This is a genomic window from Gottschalkiaceae bacterium SANA (genome assembly GCA_036323355.1).
Classification (GTDB): Bacteria; Bacillota; Clostridia; order Tissierellales; family GPF-1; genus GPF-1.
This window is the reverse complement of the sequence record AP028876.1, coordinates 511,335-528,097: the sequence shown is the minus strand read 5'-3', so window position 1 is coordinate 528,097 and position 16,763 is coordinate 511,335. Positions and strand designations below refer to the sequence as shown.

Annotated in this window: 20 protein-coding genes; 7 read left to right on the top strand and 13 right to left on the bottom strand. The window is 43.7% G+C overall.

Annotated features, from left to right (window positions below):
• Positions 1-55 precede the first annotated feature (55 nt).
• Positions 56-601, bottom strand: coding sequence for a DUF2812 domain-containing protein (locus AC25CA_RS02630; RefSeq protein WP_486815489.1), 546 nt, complete (start codon positions 599-601; stop codon positions 56-58).
• The gene (locus AC25CA_RS02625; RefSeq protein WP_486815488.1) at positions 598-924 is read right to left on the bottom strand and encodes a PadR family transcriptional regulator; all 327 of its coding nucleotides are present in this window, start codon (positions 922-924) and stop codon (positions 598-600) included. Before AC25CA_RS02625 ends, AC25CA_RS02630 begins: the two co-directional genes overlap by 4 nt.
• Before the next feature lie 197 nt (positions 925-1,121).
• On the opposite strand from AC25CA_RS02625, the gene AC25CA_RS02620 reads away from it, so the two are divergent.
• From AC25CA_RS02620 to AC25CA_RS02605, 4 genes are all read left to right on the top strand, one after another.
• Positions 1,122-1,430 (top strand): hypothetical protein, encoded by a 309-nt coding sequence (locus AC25CA_RS02620; protein ID WP_486815487.1) that lies wholly within the window; start codon positions 1,122-1,124, stop codon positions 1,428-1,430.
• Between the two features lie 2 nt (positions 1,431-1,432).
• The gene (locus tag AC25CA_RS02615) at positions 1,433-1,753 is read left to right on the top strand and encodes a DUF134 domain-containing protein (protein WP_486815486.1); all 321 of its coding nucleotides are present in this window, start codon (positions 1,433-1,435) and stop codon (positions 1,751-1,753) included.
• Positions 1,754-1,996: 243 nt separating this feature from the next.
• The gene (locus tag AC25CA_RS02610; protein WP_486815485.1) at positions 1,997-2,551 is read left to right on the top strand and encodes a DUF2202 domain-containing protein; all 555 of its coding nucleotides are present in this window, start codon (positions 1,997-1,999) and stop codon (positions 2,549-2,551) included.
• Positions 2,552-2,624: 73 nt separating this feature from the next.
• Complete coding sequence (locus AC25CA_RS02605; protein ID WP_486815484.1) at positions 2,625-3,266, top strand: lactate utilization protein; 642 nt, start codon at positions 2,625-2,627, stop codon at positions 3,264-3,266.
• Positions 3,267-3,304: 38 nt separating this feature from the next.
• Here AC25CA_RS02605 and AC25CA_RS02600 read toward each other — a convergent pair whose 3' ends face one another.
• The 9 genes from AC25CA_RS02600 to AC25CA_RS02560 all read right to left on the bottom strand — a co-directional run bounded on the left by AC25CA_RS02600 (position 3,305) and on the right by AC25CA_RS02560 (position 11,250).
• Positions 3,305-5,404, bottom strand: coding sequence for a stalk domain-containing protein (locus tag AC25CA_RS02600; RefSeq protein WP_486815483.1), 2,100 nt, complete (start codon positions 5,402-5,404; stop codon positions 3,305-3,307).
• A gap of 135 nt (positions 5,405-5,539) precedes the next feature.
• The gene (locus AC25CA_RS02595) at positions 5,540-5,848 is read right to left on the bottom strand and encodes a hypothetical protein (RefSeq protein WP_486815482.1); all 309 of its coding nucleotides are present in this window, start codon (positions 5,846-5,848) and stop codon (positions 5,540-5,542) included.
• Positions 5,849-5,908: 60 nt separating this feature from the next.
• On the bottom strand, positions 5,909-6,172 hold the full coding sequence (locus tag AC25CA_RS02590) for an HPr family phosphocarrier protein (protein WP_486815481.1): 264 nt from the start codon (positions 6,170-6,172) through the stop codon (positions 5,909-5,911).
• An 11-nt stretch (positions 6,173-6,183) separates the two neighbouring features.
• Positions 6,184-6,576 (bottom strand): dihydroxyacetone kinase phosphoryl donor subunit DhaM, encoded by a 393-nt coding sequence (dhaM, locus tag AC25CA_RS02585; protein ID WP_486815480.1) that lies wholly within the window; start codon positions 6,574-6,576, stop codon positions 6,184-6,186.
• Between the two features lie 9 nt (positions 6,577-6,585).
• Positions 6,586-7,209, bottom strand: a complete 624-nt coding sequence (dhaL, locus tag AC25CA_RS02580) for a dihydroxyacetone kinase subunit DhaL (protein ID WP_486815479.1) — start codon at positions 7,207-7,209, stop codon at positions 6,586-6,588.
• Positions 7,210-7,257: 48 nt separating this feature from the next.
• The gene (dhaK, locus tag AC25CA_RS02575) at positions 7,258-8,253 is read right to left on the bottom strand and encodes a dihydroxyacetone kinase subunit DhaK (protein WP_486815478.1); all 996 of its coding nucleotides are present in this window, start codon (positions 8,251-8,253) and stop codon (positions 7,258-7,260) included.
• Positions 8,254-8,409: 156 nt separating this feature from the next.
• Positions 8,410-10,443: a sigma 54-interacting transcriptional regulator gene (locus AC25CA_RS02570; protein WP_486815477.1), complete on the bottom strand. Its 2,034-nt coding sequence runs from the start codon at positions 10,441-10,443 to the stop codon at positions 8,410-8,412.
• A gap of 105 nt (positions 10,444-10,548) precedes the next feature.
• Positions 10,549-10,878: a Lin0368 family putative glycerol transporter subunit gene (locus tag AC25CA_RS02565; RefSeq protein WP_486815476.1), complete on the bottom strand. Its 330-nt coding sequence runs from the start codon at positions 10,876-10,878 to the stop codon at positions 10,549-10,551.
• Between the two features lie 15 nt (positions 10,879-10,893).
• Positions 10,894-11,250 carry a Lin0368 family putative glycerol transporter subunit gene (locus AC25CA_RS02560; protein ID WP_486815475.1) on the bottom strand — a complete coding sequence of 119 codons (357 nt, stop codon included), beginning with the start codon at positions 11,248-11,250 and terminating at the stop codon, positions 10,894-10,896.
• Positions 11,251-11,667: 417 nt separating this feature from the next.
• Between AC25CA_RS02560 and AC25CA_RS02555 the strand changes: the two genes are divergently transcribed.
• Positions 11,668-13,110 carry a M28 family metallopeptidase gene (locus tag AC25CA_RS02555; RefSeq protein ID WP_486815474.1) on the top strand — a complete coding sequence of 481 codons (1,443 nt, stop codon included), beginning with the start codon at positions 11,668-11,670 and terminating at the stop codon, positions 13,108-13,110.
• 74 nt (positions 13,111-13,184) lie between these two features.
• Here AC25CA_RS02555 and AC25CA_RS02550 read toward each other — a convergent pair whose 3' ends face one another.
• Positions 13,185-13,772 carry a class I SAM-dependent methyltransferase gene (locus AC25CA_RS02550; RefSeq protein WP_486815473.1) on the bottom strand — a complete coding sequence of 196 codons (588 nt, stop codon included), beginning with the start codon at positions 13,770-13,772 and terminating at the stop codon, positions 13,185-13,187.
• Between the two features lie 86 nt (positions 13,773-13,858).
• Positions 13,859-14,785 (bottom strand): DMT family transporter, encoded by a 927-nt coding sequence (locus AC25CA_RS02545; protein WP_486815472.1) that lies wholly within the window; start codon positions 14,783-14,785, stop codon positions 13,859-13,861.
• A gap of 259 nt (positions 14,786-15,044) precedes the next feature.
• Between AC25CA_RS02545 and AC25CA_RS02540 the strand changes: the two genes are divergently transcribed.
• Both AC25CA_RS02540 and AC25CA_RS02535 read left to right on the top strand, forming a co-directional pair.
• Positions 15,045-16,163, top strand: coding sequence for a DUF3179 domain-containing (seleno)protein (locus tag AC25CA_RS02540; protein WP_486815471.1), 1,119 nt, complete (start codon positions 15,045-15,047; stop codon positions 16,161-16,163).
• Positions 16,160-16,711: a hypothetical protein gene (locus tag AC25CA_RS02535; protein WP_486815470.1), complete on the top strand. Its 552-nt coding sequence runs from the start codon at positions 16,160-16,162 to the stop codon at positions 16,709-16,711. The genes AC25CA_RS02540 and AC25CA_RS02535 overlap by 4 nt, the downstream gene beginning before the upstream one ends.
• Positions 16,712-16,763 lie beyond the last annotated feature (52 nt).

Here is a 16,763-nt window from a genome sequence, read left to right as displayed (position 1 = left end):
GAAAAGAACAAGAAAAAAACCCGATTATTTATCGAGTTTTTTTTAAGAGTCTAAACTATAGGATCGAATCTTTCAATTCGTTCATGCGCATTTGAATTTTCACAGCCCCATAAATCAATAATCCTACAAGTCCAAGTATCAAGAGTCGAAATAAATCCATTCCCCATGATCTCCAACTTGCCAAACCTGAGCTAAAAACGCTGATATTCAAAAAGTTAAAGAGATTCAATGAACCTATTGCAAGAGTAAAATTTCTCCAATACTTTAAAGCTTCCCATTTGGATTGATTATCCGATAGAATTTCGTCATTTTTCCCCTCTTCATGAGGTTTTCGAAAATATTGCCAAGAGAGGATACTGCCTAGCCATTCCCATCCTAAATCCTCGAAAAGACGATTACAGGCTTTTACATCTCTTCCAAACCCGACATGAGAATACAATCGATAGGTAATATCCCTTGGCTCTCCTTTTTTAAAATCATAAACGCAAAACCCAACTCTCTGCAAATGTAAACCTTGAGCTGCCATTTCAGTCAACCATTTTTCTTCCAAATGTTCCTGCCAAACAAAAAATACTTTTCGAATCCGAATCATCTCACTCATTTCGCCTCCTCCTTCACCCACTCATGGGAAATTGCAACTACCCGTTTCATGCGATGGTACTCATCCACCAATAAAGTATGGCCTTCCTCTGTCAAAACATAACACTTCCTTCGATCATCGGATGAATCCGGACAAACCGTCGTATGAATTGCACCCTGCTTTTCCAATTTCCCCAATGCTCCGTACAAAGTTCCAGGTCCAATCTCTACCTCACCTTCAGTGATTTTCTCTATCATCTGCATCATCCCATAGCCATGATTAGGTTTTTGCAAAGCCAGCAGTATATAATAGGTCGCCTCCGTCAAAGGTCCTTTTCTTTTCATATTCATCCTCCTATTTCATTCGTAAATTAAGTCGTTACTCGTTCTATCGAGTTACGATATATCGTTTATCGATATATTACCCCAAATATCCTCATTCGTCAACAAATATTTCAAAATTTTATTATTGACATATGCCCATAACCGGAGTATCATGAAGTTATAAAGGACATATGCCCAAAATAAAAGGAGGAAACAAGATGAGATTGCATAGAAATTGCCGTTACTGGGATCGCCAAGGATATGGTATGATGAGAGCACAGAGAGGTGCAGGAATGGGAGCTGGCCGAGGCTATGGTATGAGAGTTGGCATGGGTACCGGACAAGGAACCGGTCGTGGAATTGGCGTTCGTGAATATGTCGAACGACCGGATGAAATGAGACCTTGCTACGGGCGTTACGCCAATGCACAACAACGTGCACACGTAGAAGAAGCCATTGCCTTTCACCAAGAACGATTAGAAGAACTCAATGCACGCCTCTCAAGTACCCCTGCAAAGGATGAATAAACGTGCCAAGACCTAGAAAACACCGCAGGATCGGACAAGGTCCGCGATTTGGCGCCTTTGGTCCCGACGGCCATCCCGATGTAGAAAACGTCATTCTTCAATTGGAAGAAATGGAAAGTCTACGTCTGATGGATTTAGAACACTTGGATCAACAGGCATGCGCTGAACGCATGGGCATTAGCCGTACTACCTTTCAACGCATTTACAAAATCGCACGCCAAAAAGTTGCCGAGAGCATTATTGAAGGCAAACGACTCTTAATTGAAGAAGCGTGTTCTTGCCCGCAATGCCAAGAAAAGCGAAACAAATCCACCCGTCTTTAAAGGCGGGTCTTTTTGTGTCTATCTTCTGCGCAATTCACTTCAACTTCGTTGCCTTCCATGAAAATTTTATTGATTGCACCTTCCACTTATCCAAAATTCATTGACGATTTTACTCTTTTCGTTAAGAAATTAAGACCATTACACCGCTAGCCTTTAATCGGAAATTTGTCCCTTACTCGTCACAAATTCGACACAGACCAGGGATATGATGTAGACATTAAAGGAAACGAAAGGAGAAAAAAAATGAAAAAACTATTTGTAGTAAGTCTATTGATTTTGATGATTGCCACCACTGGATTTGCCTCTGAAACTCCCGGTGCAGCAGGCGCCTTGGCACAAGAAACCTACACAATCGAAGACATGTTGCATTATGCCATTCAAGATGAATGGTTGGCAGAAGCAGAATACACGGCATTGATGGAAGAATTTCAAGTAACTCGTCCCTTCTCTAACATCCAAAGAGCTGAATTGACTCACATTGATTTGTTGCTTCCGCTTTTCGAATCCTATGAAATTGAGTTTCCAGAAAAACCCGACCTCGCCATCATTCCAGAAACCTTGGAAGAGACCTATCAAATTGGAGTTGATGCAGAAATCGCCAATATCGCCATGTATGAAAAATTCTTGGCGAATCCCACACTTCCCGCAGACATCTCATCTGTCTTTACCCGATTGATGAATGCTTCCAAAAACCATCTCAATGCCTTTCAACGGCAAGTTGATCGCGGTAGAGAAGGCTTTTCGAATCAAGGAAATCAATTTGGTCGCGGAAGACAAAACCGCCGCAGTCAGTTTTAAGCAACGTAAGTGAACATCTTCTTTTTCCTTCCCTCTTTTGATACAATAAAGGAAATAACCACAGGAGGGAAAAATGGATCAAAATACAGAATTTGTCACACAACGACATATCGAACGGACCCTAGAAAATCTGAAAAAGAATCGTATGAACGGGTATTATGCGGTGAATCAAGAAGAGCTAATGGACATTCTTGATGGGCTTTGCCAAAGAAAAAACTCCGTATCCGTAGGCGGGTCCATGACCCTGTTTGAAACCGGTGTAATCGACTGGCTACGAACTGAGGATTTTGAATTTTATGACCGCTATGCCGATGGATTGACCAAAGAAGATATTACTGCAATCTACCGTAAAAGTTTTGGGGCGAACTACTATTTCACCAGCACCAATGCACTAACGGAAGCAGGCGAGTTGGTGAATATCGATGGAACCGGCAACCGGGTAGCCTCCATGATCTATGGCCCCGATAAAGTCATCGTCATTGTTGGTATCAACAAATTGGTCAAGGATGAAGCGGCTGCCTGGGAGCGTCTTCGTAATTTTGCCGCACCGGCAAATAGTGTGCGCTTAAACAGAAAAACACCGTGCGCAACAAACGGCCAGTGTAGCAATTGCAACAGTCCCGAACGAATTTGCGCATCCTACGTGACCATCCGTCGTCAAATGAACCCGGATCGAATCCATGTCATTCTAGTCGATGAACATTTAGGATACTAAAAAAAGCAGCTAAGCTGCTTTTTTTCATGTGTAATATTCTACCGAATGCTTACTTGATCTAATTCCTTCAAATCATACCTCTTCACGATATTGATTAATTTCATTGGATACTTCGGATCAGTCGCATATCCTGCGCGGCGAATGGCCCATGCACTTTGACTATAGTCATACATGACATCCCGGTATTGTTGATAACGCGACAACTCCAATAAAATTCTTTTATGATCCGCCCACGCTTCCGTCACATTGTTGTATGCCCGAAAATCCGCATCCACATGATAAGTCATGCCATTGTAGACTTCCCATGTACTAGAGGTAACAGAACCATTGCTTGCCGATCCCTTGATTCCAAAAAGGTTATAGGAAAATTTACCGGTATATCGATCGACGGGTAACCTTTGCCCTGAGGCTGTCTCCAAAATTGCCTGTGCCGTTTGAAGTGCGGCTGACATGCCTGTTTTTTCAAATGAATCTACAGCCATCGCTGATGCAAATCCCAAAAACTCACTTTTTTCAACAATCGCTTTCGGTCCATAGGTTAAGTCGCGATAAATCTTAAAGTTTCTGCTTTCCGATACGACTTTCTTTCCATTAAAGCTCGCTTCCACATAAACCCGAACCAGTCCAGCATCAGAATCTTGAACATTGAATCGATAGGTTTCCTCTTGATTTGTCGTTGCATACAATGTTCTTTTTACACCAGTCTTTCGATTTACTAAGATATAGCGCACTTCATCCAAGTCTACATTACTGTCAATTGAAAGCTCTGTCCATTTTGTTATTACCTCGTTCGGTCCAAGGCCATAGAGGATCACCACTGGACTACCATCCACTTCAACCCGTACTGGATCACTCGTATGGACACTACCACCTACGTCCTTCACCTTGACATATAATTCCTTCTCGCCTGCTTCATCCGGTCCAGGAAACCAATCAATTTCCCCATATGGCAGCGTTTTGATCAATTCAGATTGCCCACTCTTCACATCTCGCACATAATAGGAGGTCTCTATCACATCAAAGTTTCTAGATGCATAAATGGTGACCGGCTTTGTGACCGACTTCCCTGCTGAAACACCTTTTAGTGCTAATTTTCGATCGACCTCAAATCGAACCGAAACACCTGGACTTTCATACGCTGTCCCATTGCCGTCTACACCAATGACCTTGATCTGATAATTCCCGTTTTGTTCATAAGTGGGAACCCATTTATACGTTCCTTCTGGATCGCGCTCGGAAATCGTATGAACTTTCCCTGTATCTAGGTTGGTCAGTTCATAATTTACATATTCAGGCAGAAAATTCATTTTCTGCCCCATGGTAATGGACGCGATTGACCCATTTCCGTCTACTCCCTGCAATTCAACCAATGGTTTTACATCGATCGTAACCGGAAGTGCGTGCCCACCAATAAAGTTTCGCTCCTGATCATAAAATGCCAACGCAAGAATCTTTGCACCCTGGTCTTCGACTTTTGGCTTATAGGTGATCACATCAACCGCTTGAGTCTCCCGGGCAACAACAAATCCCTTGCCACTATCGGCTTCCAATAAAATCAGCTGAGTCTCAGCCACCTGATCTCGCATATTTGCTGGTATGGCTAAACCAATCTGGGTACTTCCTGTAATCCGCTCGCCTTCCCGAAGGGAAATCATTTTGGTGTCATAAAAGGCCTCGATTCCAGACTGAGTTCCAGAGTCCACTGTCGCAGTTCTTGTGTCACCATCCCATTCAATGCCAACAGACAAGGCGTTACTCATCAAGCGCAAAGGAATATAGGTATGATCATCGATAATTCTTGGAGACACGTCGCAAAGCTGAACCTGTGCACCATCCAAATAGGAAACCAAACGATTGTCGATCCACAATTGAAAGTCACGGCCGTCGCGTTCGACTCTAACACTTCGTTTTTCTGAATCCCAACTGACTTCCGCACCGATCGCTTCCGCTACATAACGAATGGGAACCAAAAGTCGATCATTTTCGATTACCGGATTAGAAATGGCCGTAATATCCTTGCCGTCCACAATCAGATGAACGGGTTCAAAGGTCGTTGCCAAGGCTGGATTCATCCCAGTACCTACTATTAATAAAGACAATGTGCAAATTGCCATTGAAATTCGCTGAATACTTTTCATTTCCTCCACCTTCCATGCGTGTCCATTTCATATCTCTTTCTTTTATTATAACCATTCGTCGACGGTTCAATATTAAACCTTCTGTGAATAAACAAAAAAGAACCTATTCCTAGGTTCTGCAACTGACTCCTTGATTCACTTATGCACGCTGACTAAAATGGCTTGATCCAATTCTTCATCACTGGGAAAATGACTGTGTAAAACCAAGTGTCCATTGATTGCCAAGGCTGGCAAAAATTTGCCCGCCATCTCTCCATGGAAGTTGCACCCTGGGCAATACCCCATTAAGCAGCGGCTGTCGATTCCATAGGCCTGCCAAAGAATCGGATCCTGAGATTCCCTAACATCAACCTGCAAACCCAGTGCTTCTACTCTACTTTCTACCATTTCAAGATAGGCTTCATTCACTGCACAAGCAGAACGAAGCAACAAAATTCGATCCATAAGAACCTCCTGCCCGTAGCATATCAAATTTACTACAAAAAAATAAGAGCCAATCGGCTCCTATTCTCCAAATCCATCTAAAAACATGGCTTCAATCTCTTGAATCAATCTTGTTTCATCTTGTCCATCGACTTGTATTTCAACTTCTTCTCCCTGGCGCACAGCGGTCGTCATAAGCGTCACAATACTTCTGCAATCGACAACCTTTTCTTTCACCTTCATATGCACCTGGCTTTCAGACGTTTTCACAGCTTTTGCCAGCATACCTGCCGGTCGAGCGTGAAAGCCCTTTTCATTGAGTATTGTGAATTGTTTCGTAACCATATTTTTCCTTCCTAAAACTTTTTAACGCCACGACTTTCTTCCGCCGCCGCCTTCACTTCTTCCAGACTGCAGCCAATTGATGCGGCCACAGAACATGAAATGGCCCCTTCAACAATGGGCGCATCTGCGAGCATAACCCGCGCACGCAAGTCTTCATCCAAGAAATCAAGCGCTGCTTCCGTGCTCATTACCGCACTGCCTAAATCCATTAAGACCACAACTCCGTCTCCCTGGTCAGCTTCTTGAATCGCATCTAAAATGCGTTGAAAATCCGTTCCTATTTCTCCACCGGGAAGTCCTCCTGCTGCCAAAATTTTGGTCTCAGGTGACGCCATCTGCATGCTGAGGTCTCGGATTCCAATCGCGATCTTTTCACTATGTGATACCAATACAATCCCTACCATTGTTTCCTCCTACTCAACACTGTCTAAAATCGTCTTAACAAGAAAATAACTTGAAGTCGCACCCGGATCTTGATGTCCGATGCTACGGTCTCCCAAATAGCTGGCGCGTCCTTTGGTCGCAATAATGGTCTTTGTGTAGGCAATGCTCTCATCCATTACAGAAAAGAGTTTTTGCTTGGTTTCCGCCAAGGTCAAACCCTGCTCCAAAGCTTCTGCATAGGCTTCCTTTACAGGAATCAACAAGTCCAACATGGTCTTCTCACCACGCGCGGCTTTGCCACGGAACTGAACCCCTTCCACCGCTGCGGTTAAAATCGCCAATCCATCTTCCTTTGACAAATCAGTCTTCCCACTCGCCGCTTGCGCTGCCTTCAAAAATGCAGTTCCATACAAGGGGCCTGATGCGCCGCCAACGGTTGAAATCAAGGTCATTGCCACGGTTTTTAAGACGGCACCACAATCCTCAGTGCTTTCGCCTTCCAACTTGCTTGAGACAGCCGCAAATCCTCTCTTCATGTTGATGCCATGATCCCCGTCGCCGATTGCGGCATCAAGATCAGTCAGGTATTGTGCCTCTTGGGCAATTGTTCGATTCATTGCTTGAAGCACTTGAATTACTTGTTTTGCTTTCATATTATTCTTCCTTTCTTCAAAAGGGATTTACGGCAATCCTTAAGTCCCCTATACTTGTGTAAATGCCGGTGTTTCAGCCGGTGCATCCAATAATGCTTTCATTTCATCGTCCAATTTCAACAAGGAAATTGATGCTCCTGCCATTTCAATCGATGTCATATAACTTCCCACCATGGTCTTGTAAACCTTGATGCCCTTTGCTTCTAATGCTTCGTGAAGGCGACGGTTCATCAAATACAATTCCATCAAAGGCGTACCGCCCAGTCCATTAACCAAAACGGCTACTTCTGAATCGGAATAGTCGATGTCTTCTAGGATTTTCGCTAGCAAATCATCAACCAACTCATCTGCCGGCTTAATTTCTGCCCGATGAGTGCCTGGTTCGCCGTGAATACCCAAGCCCATTTCAATTTCCGTTTCCGCCAACTCAAATCCAGGTTTACCTGCTGCCGGAACCGTGCATGCTGTCAAAGCAACACCCATAGACCGTACATTGGCAATGACTTTTTGTGCGACTGCCTGTACATGATCCAGATCCGCACCTTGCTCGGCCAAAGCGCCTGCGATCTTATGAACAAAGATGGTGCCCGCAATGCCGCGACGTCCCGTTGTGTATAGGCTGTCTTCTACAGCAACATCATCGTTGACAACCACATACTTAACATTAATACCTTCCATCTCAGCCATTTCAGCGGCCATTTCAAAGTTCAACACATCACCGGTATAGTTCTTGATGACCAAAAGAACCCCCTTGCCGCCATCAACGGCTTTCACCGCTTCAAAAACCTGGTCCGGTGTTGGAGAGGTAAATACAGCACCCGCTACCGCGCCGTCTAACATACCCTTTCCTACAAATCCACCATGAGAAGGTTCATGTCCGCTTCCACCACCGGATACCAAAGCGACCTTGCCCGCAACTGGTGCATTTGCACGAACCAATACTTCAAAACCTTCAACTCGTTTCACATGATTCGGATGTGCCTTGGCGATTCCGTCCAGCATTTCACCTACGATGTTTTCTGGTTGATTAATAATTTTCTTCATTGTTGCCTCCTTCGATTTTGGATTTTCGGATGGGTACACCCTTACTAAATGCAAGATGCATGCCAAAGCCAAGAAAGCCCTAAAATTCAACCTTTTATAAAAACCCTGTGCTAAAAATACGCACAGGGGTCCTCTTGCTTGATAAAAATTATCAAGTTACTTTTCCGTTTTAGTCAATCCATACTTCTTGGCCTTCAAAGAAACCGTTCTATGCGTAACTCCCAAGGCCTTAGCCGCCTGATTATAGGAAGGGTAGATCTCCAGCGCTTTTTCAATGATTGCCCGATCGTATTCTTCCATGGTTGCTAATCCACTTGGGGTCAACTGAATCAATCCCTCATCATTCGCTTGGCTTGGATGCAAAAATCCAGGAAGATCTTCCAAATCGATTACATGACCTTCCGACATAGCGATCGCACGAGTCACAATATTTTCTAGCTCTCTTATATTCCCCGGCCAGTCATAGCGTTCCAAAACCCGCAGTGCCCTTAGACTGATTTTTCGTAATTCTACCCCTTCCGACTCACATATTTTCTCTAGAAAATGCTCCACAAGCAGTGGAATATCTCCTTGCCGCTTCCGCAGAGGTGGCATGGTAATAGGAATTACATTCAAGCGGTAATATAAATCCTCGCGGAATTCTCCACTTTTCATCATCTCTTCCAGATTTCGATTCGTTGCTGCCATCACACGAACCTTCACCCGAAGGGTGTCATTTCCTCCAACCCGCTCAAACTCCTTCTCTTGCAAAACTCGTAGAAGTTTCACCTGCATGTCCCTGCTCAAATCCCCAATCTCATCAAGAAAAATTGTTCCCTTGTCAGCCAATTCAAATTTCCCGATCTTCCGCTGGATTGCCCCTGTAAAGGAACCCTTCTCGTGACCGAATAACTCACTTTCGATTAGGGTTTCAGGGATTGCTGCACAATTCACACCTACAAAGGGACCGGTAATCTTTTCGCTAGCCGCATGAATCGCGCGAGCCAACACTTCTTTGCCTGTACCACTTTCCCCCCGAATCAAAACAGTCGCTGAAGATTTGGCTGCCTTGTTGGCAAAGCGAATGGCTGACTCAATCGCACTGCTATGCCCAATCACCTGGGTAAATGACTGATGGTTCCACCACTCCGTCTCTAATTCTTCTTCATAGTAGGCAAGCTTGTCTTCAGCCATTTGCAGCCGTTCCATCATTATTTTCAAATCAGTGACTTCCAGGTAGGTCGAAATCACACCCCGCACTTTACCGTCTAAAACAAGGGGTGACGCATTAACGATCATCTTGCGTTCTTCTTCCGACTCAACCGTTACACCCACTTGATTCTGGCCGGTTCGCAGGGCTTCCTTGTCCACCTTATGATGAGACAAATGCTTGATCGACTTACCCACAATCTCATCCCGATTCACCTTCCAAATTCGCTCATAAACAGTATTCACATAAATCAAGATTCCCCGCTCATCCACCATGGCAACACCATCATGGACATTTTGCAAAATCAGTTCAAGACGCTCCTTTAAAACCTTGGTCGTTTCTAACTCATTGGACAAGGCTTCAAATTGCGAAATATCTTGGAAAACCGCGACAGCACCCCGAATCTCTTCAGCAACAACAATAGGGCTCCGATTGCTAATTACAATGGTTTTCCCCATGACTTGCTTCACATTTTCCTGAGATAGACCGGTCTGTAATACCCGATCCAACTGGGAATTTTCCAAGACCTCGTCCGCTTTTTTCCCGATTATGGTATCTCGTTTTCGCTTTAAAATTCGTTCAGCAGCCTGATTAAAATATGAAATACGATTACCCTCATCGACTACAATTAGCCCGCTATTGAGACTTTCAAACACCCGCTCCGTCGTTAGGACCGATGCATTGATAATTTCATCAACAGCTTCATCGGATTCCAATACAGAATTCACATCTTCAGCTAAATAGGCAATCATGGCTTCCACGGCAAATTCCGCTTTTTCTCCACTTGCAAAGACAATGGCAGTATCTCCTGATCGAATCCCTAAAGAGGTTAGACTCAGCATACTGGTGATGGGAATCTCAGCCTGCAAACCCAATTTGCTGATATATAAGGTTACCCCATATGTGCGATTGATCTTGCTGGCTTGATGCACAACGGCCGCAGCCAATCGAGCATGCAAACCCTTTGCTGTTCGAATCACCAAATGCTTTTCGTATCGCATGACTCCCCCTCAAATCCTCTTTTGATCATTGTATCATGTTGATTTTTTTCTGCAAACAAAGACACTGAAGATCAAAGCGATCTTCAGCGTCTTCATCTCTCCCACTTATAGGCAAGATAGGATGAAACCACCCAAAACTCCGCCAATAATTGAAAATCCATAATTTACGACACCCTTCGAAAAACTATTGCCATCCAATACACCCGCAACAAATAAACCGATACCTGCTGCCCATGCCATATCAATCCAAGCACCTTGTTGAATAATGAGTCCTACACCATGATTGAGGGTCCATGCGGTTCCAACAATAAAACCAGCTGCCATCCAACCGCCTATTGCACCCCAAACATCAACCATTTTCCCCCACATCATGTAAATCATAAATGGAAATATAAATCCGCCTGCCATTGTAGTAATGATATTTTCAATTGTCATCGTAATCCCCCCTATCTATTCCGCAGAATTTTGATTCAACGCCTTTGTCAAATAATGTGCGCAAACGCCTCCGGCAATGCCACCGATCAAGACAAATACAAGTGTTGGCAAGGCTGCTACAACCGTACTGAAACCAGCATCAAATCCCCCACGTGCCGTACCTGCAACACCGATGCCGACAGCCATATCGACCCATGCACCATCATTGTTGATTAAGCCAACAAAATGATTCATAAACCACATCACGCCGATGATAATCAATGCGGCAAACCATCCGCCTACCAATCCATACGCACCTGCCAGTTCGCCCCAAACACTCATAACGAACATACCTGCAATTGCTGCCCCTACAACCGTACCCAAATGTTTCATTGATCGTACCTCCATATTATTTTCATTTTCCTGGTTTCCCATCCGAAGGAATCCATTTGTTCCGAAAACGATTTCCGGTTATCTCCAATACTTGCAATTCTTATGCCAAAAATACAATTCGCTGAATGGGTACGCTTTCTGGCTATTCAAGCTTTCCACACTGATAAAAAACATCATGAAAAGCACATCCTTGATAATTTTTATCAGAATTTATCGACCGATTCATTTTGGTAAACTTTTGAAATTTTCTCACAATTTCGAAACATCCAGTTTTAGCCCTTTATTCCCTTTATAATAAAAGTAAAGAGAGACTTGAATATTAGCAATTGCTATCAAATGCAGAAATCACATATTGATTTTACGCATCGCTTAAAAAACGATAAATCCTCAATTAGAGCATGTGAAAGGAGTTTCGATATGAATCGTAAAAAATTAGGACTCATCATCATTCTCATCGCACTGCTAGGACTAATTTGGATCATTTGGTTATCTACTCAAGCAGAGCCGATTCCAGACTATGCAACACCCAGCTCATCTTCGGAATCCAAACCAGAATCAGAATCCAAATCAAAATTTGAATCAGAGTTAGAATCCCCCCCCATTGTTCTAGCAGGACAAGAGAATGATTTTAATGAAGATGCCGCCTTCACCCTTTTAACAACCCTTGCCAATGACTACGAAGGACGAATGGCAGGAACTAAAAAGAATCAAGAGGTGGTTGAACTCATCAGCGAAGAATTTGAAGCAATTGGTCTTCAAGCACCGAGCGGCGGCTATCAACAAGGATTTCAAGCCATGGTTCCTATTTTTGGCGAAACCTTTATCCTTGAAGTCAAAGACCCAAATGGCGAAATTATCAAATCCTATCAATTAAGAAAAGATTTTGCCTTCGGAAGCTCATACTACGCTGGTGGTGGCCATGTGGAATCACCCTTTCGAGAAATTAAACGCGCCGCTGATGTTGTGGACCAATTAATTATTCTTCACCCTGATGGTGTACGTCTTCCCCATCAACAAAAAAACTTTCTTGAAAAAAAAGTCAGGGCTGTCATTGCGCCAACCAGTAATCCAAAGCGAGGCGATGAATTTGAATATGTAATCAAGGGAGCCAGCATTCGAGAACCGGCCAACAAACAAGGCGAAACCTTAATTCTCGGCTATGTCACCCCTGATGTTTATGAGGAACTTTTAAATTTCTCTGAGCAGGGATATCGTCTTCATATCGTCAATGACCTAAGCTTTGAAACCGTCATCCTGAATAATGTAGTCGGAATGATTCCCGGTACCGATCCCTCTCTACCCGCCCTTGTTATTAGCGGCCATCTAGACCATGTTGGTAGCGACCCAGATGGCGTCATCTTCCCAGGTGCCTTAGACAATGCATCCGGTACAAGCATGGTGGTACAATTGGCTCGAAGCATGGCTGTCAAGGCTGAACGTCCAAAAAGAACCCTTGTCTTTGCAGCCTTTAACGGGGAAGAAGTTGGACTACTGGGTTCCATTGATTTTCTTCAAAACCCACCGATTGATCCCCCCTACGAGGTCATCAATTTTGATATGGTAGGTACCGATCCAAGCTATCCACTTTCCATGGACGGAGTCGCAAACAATAGCCGCTTGCTGGATGAATTATTGGATTCAGCGAAAGAGTGGGATCTTCCAACAGATGCTTCTACCACCGGTAAATACGCCAGCGATCATCTGCCGTTCTTGCAGTCCGGCTACAATGCCTTCACCATAATTCAACTGGACATGCAGCGCATTCACACACCGGATGACGACCCATCAGACATCCATTTGAATCAATTTGACAAGATCGGCGAGATGATGGAAGACTTTCTAACAGCATACGCCTATTAAAAAAAGGGTAGCCATTACAGCTACCCTTTGATTTTGCCCATTCAATTTTCTTATTTCCATTTCCCATCTTGCGCTTATTTCTTATAAAAGCGAATCCAACCGGTCTCACCATTCAAATGAACCTTCTTCACAGCAAATCCCGCTCGCTTCCCCAATTCAACAAAGCTGTCATCATCCTGCTTGCGATTCCACCTTGCCCCGTATCCTGTTTGAAGCATACCCTTGGGCATTTCAATCTCAAGCGGAAGAATCAAACCATATGTTTCCTCATCAGGTTCGCCCATATGCAGATACCACAGGTGCAATTCACCACCCACTTTCAATACTCGATATGCTTCTTCAAACACCTTCAATTGATCATCGGGATGAATATACATCATGGTAAAAAAGATCGTTGCCGTATCAAAGCTTTCATCCATAAACTGCAAGTCTCGCCCATCCATCACAATCTTCAATTGCTTAGCAGGACTTTCCTCCAATTCTTCCTTATCAGGATCGATCCCAATGGAATCCGGATAGAGCTGACCAATGACACCTTCGCCACCAGCACCGATATCGAGAATCTTGCCCTTCAGACCCAATCGCCGAAAATCAAGATGATGTCGAGACAACTCTCGGCTTCTTTCAGTAAATTCCTCAACCGTTAATCTCTGTTCTTCCATGACTCCCTCACTTTCAACTTGATCTCTTCTGCGATAAAGTTCTTCTACAAAAACCATACCCCTTACTAGACAAACTTTTCCATCAATTATCTATTTACTCTCCCAACCCTGCTCGCTTGCCTTTTATTCAACCACTCCGATAAAAAGACCGCCAAAATGATGCACACTGCACCAATAACCTTTTCCACAGATAGTCTTTCTCCCAGCAAAGTTGTCCCCAAAACCAGGGTTACCAAGGGGATAATGTTCATATATAAGGCCGAATCAGCTGCACCAATAATACGAACACTGTAGACATAGAGATAATAGGCGATCACCGTGGATCCAATCACAAGAAAGAGCAAGTGTCCCATGGTCATGGGCATCTGAGGATCGTGAACAAACCAAGTGAGAAGATTAAAATCTTCCAACAGCAATCCGGGAAGCAGGAGCAAGCTGCCAATGGTCGTCTGATAAGTCAAGACCTGCAGGGAAGTCATTCGGTCGTCCACCCGGGCTGTCAATACGGCATACATAACACAGCCAATGCTTGCGATAAACAGAAAAACAATGCCCCAAAGGGTTTCCATACTCTGCTGAAACCGCCACTCCGACATCACTGTGAAATAGATACCCAATGTAGAGAGAGAAAACAAGCCCCATTCCTTTAAGAGAATTGGCTGTTTTTGACGCTTTCGTTCAATCAACAAGGTCATCAGAGGAATGGCCCCCATAATCAGAGCCGATGACGATGCATCCATCCGATCAATCCCAAGCCCTTCAAAGGCATAGTAAATGGTGACACCAAAGAAACCGGTCCAAAACATGGACTTGAACCAATGCCTTTGAAAGCGAGCCTTCGGCTCCATGAATTTCAGTAAAATCCACAAGATTGCACTGCCCATGGCAAAACGCACCACATTGGATGTAATAGGCGGCAATTCCGATAAAACGATTTTCATATTTATGAATGTAACACCCCAGATCACCACACTGATAATCAGAGCAATTTGTGCTTTTACGCGTTCTGTCATCTTCTATTCTCCTTATCTTCCCAGTATAGAAGATGGATACCTATTCATCAAGCCAAATCATAAAAAATTGACTTCGACAGCAATTTCACTAACTCTCACTAAAATGGACCATAACCAAAAGCATTTGCCGCTATTAGAAAAATGCATTCCAAAATGATGCTCATAATACCTTCAGATACGTTATTGCAATTATTCGTTATAGAAAGTTCTTATTTTAATTACCCCTACGGGGTATATAAATGATGAAAGGAGAATTCCGATGAAAGCAAAACAAATCGTTCTTTGGACTTTACTCTTTGCAGCGATATTCATCTTTGTAATCTGGCTTCGATCTTGGGGGACTTCACCGCAAGATTCAATCATAGAAGAATCATCCACTCAAGCAATCGAGTTGATCCCACCAGCTTCAGGATCAGAATTTGATCGCTTATATCAAGCCATTGAAAGCGGAGGTGTTGCTCCAGATGGCATCCCTTCCATTGACTCACCTGATTTTATCCCAATTCAAGATGCTGCCGTCTTTATGCAGGATGATGACTGGGTGATGATCACCCGTACTCCCCAAGGACTGTTTATCGTTCCCCAGGAGGTACTCGTCTGGCATGAAATTATTAACATGGATTGGAATGAATCTGAGAACTATGTATTTTCCTACTGTCCCTTAACTGCAACGGCCATTGGATTTCGTGGAGAAATTTCAGAATTCGGTACATCAGGCAAGCTATTAAACAGCAATCTGGTCATGTACGACCGAGCAAGCAACCAATACTGGCCGCAAATGCTTGGGCAAAGTATAACCGGTGCACCTCCCGGATTGGAGCTGACTCATCATCCAATTCATTGGAGCACATGGAGAAATGTAAAAAAAATCAACCTAGACGGAAAGGTCTTAACGACTAATACAGGTTTTCTGCGAGAATATGGTTCTGATCCATACGGATCGCACGAACTGCGCAGTTCCTATTATTTTAATGATGCCGTTCTCTTTCCCCTAATGACAGAAACGGATCAATGGTTTCCGAAAAAAATAATCACAGGTCTTCGGATCGAAAAGAAAAACTTTGTCCTTGATCCTATTGAACTGCGAAAAGTTAAATCCATGCAGTTCTCATGGGAAGAGCATAACTATTTAATCTTCTGGGATGAAGGCTTAGAAACCACGCGAATCATCGATCAAACCGACTATCCGGATCTAACAATCGATCGAGCAAAAAGAACACTCATAAGCCCACAAGAATCTTTAGTGTGGAACTATGATGGCTGGCCCATCGACCATGAAACCCATTTACAAGCACCGATTTACTACGATGCTTTTTGGTTTGCATGGTACGCATACTTTCCAGAGTCTAGCTTAATCGAAATGAGTGATTTTGAATGAAAGAAAAATGGAAAGCCCTAATGGGCGATCATAAATCCCTGAGAATCTCCATTCTGCTTAGCTTATTCTTTTTCCTGTTCTATCAGATTAGCTTGAACCATTTGAGATTTGGATTGTACGATGCAAAATGGTCCATACTTCCAAACGCAGCTAAACTTTGGAACCGACCGGTTGCTCCCTTCCTTTGGGAGCCCATCGCCGTGGTTCAGTTTCCTGCCATTCAGTGGTTTCTCTCTCCATTGAATGTTTTAATGGGACTTACAATTGCCTTCTTATTTTTGATAAATCTGCAATTGTATTTCGTCTTAAAGCGAAATCCAAAACTATGTCGGTTTGATGAGAAAGCGAAAAATCCACTATTGCGCATCCTGCCCGCCTTCCTCACCGGATTGGCCTGTTGTGCTCCGGCATTTCTGATCCCCTTGGCTTCCATCGCCGGAAGTTCCATTGTTTTCTTTGTAAAAGCGCGGATCTTTTTTATTCCATTGACCTTCCTCTTTCTTGGATATGGAATTATCCGCGGCTTGCAAAAAATGATCGCAAAGTGATGCATTCTGCTTGAACCCTGGCAACCAGACTATCTTCATGGACAATAAGTTA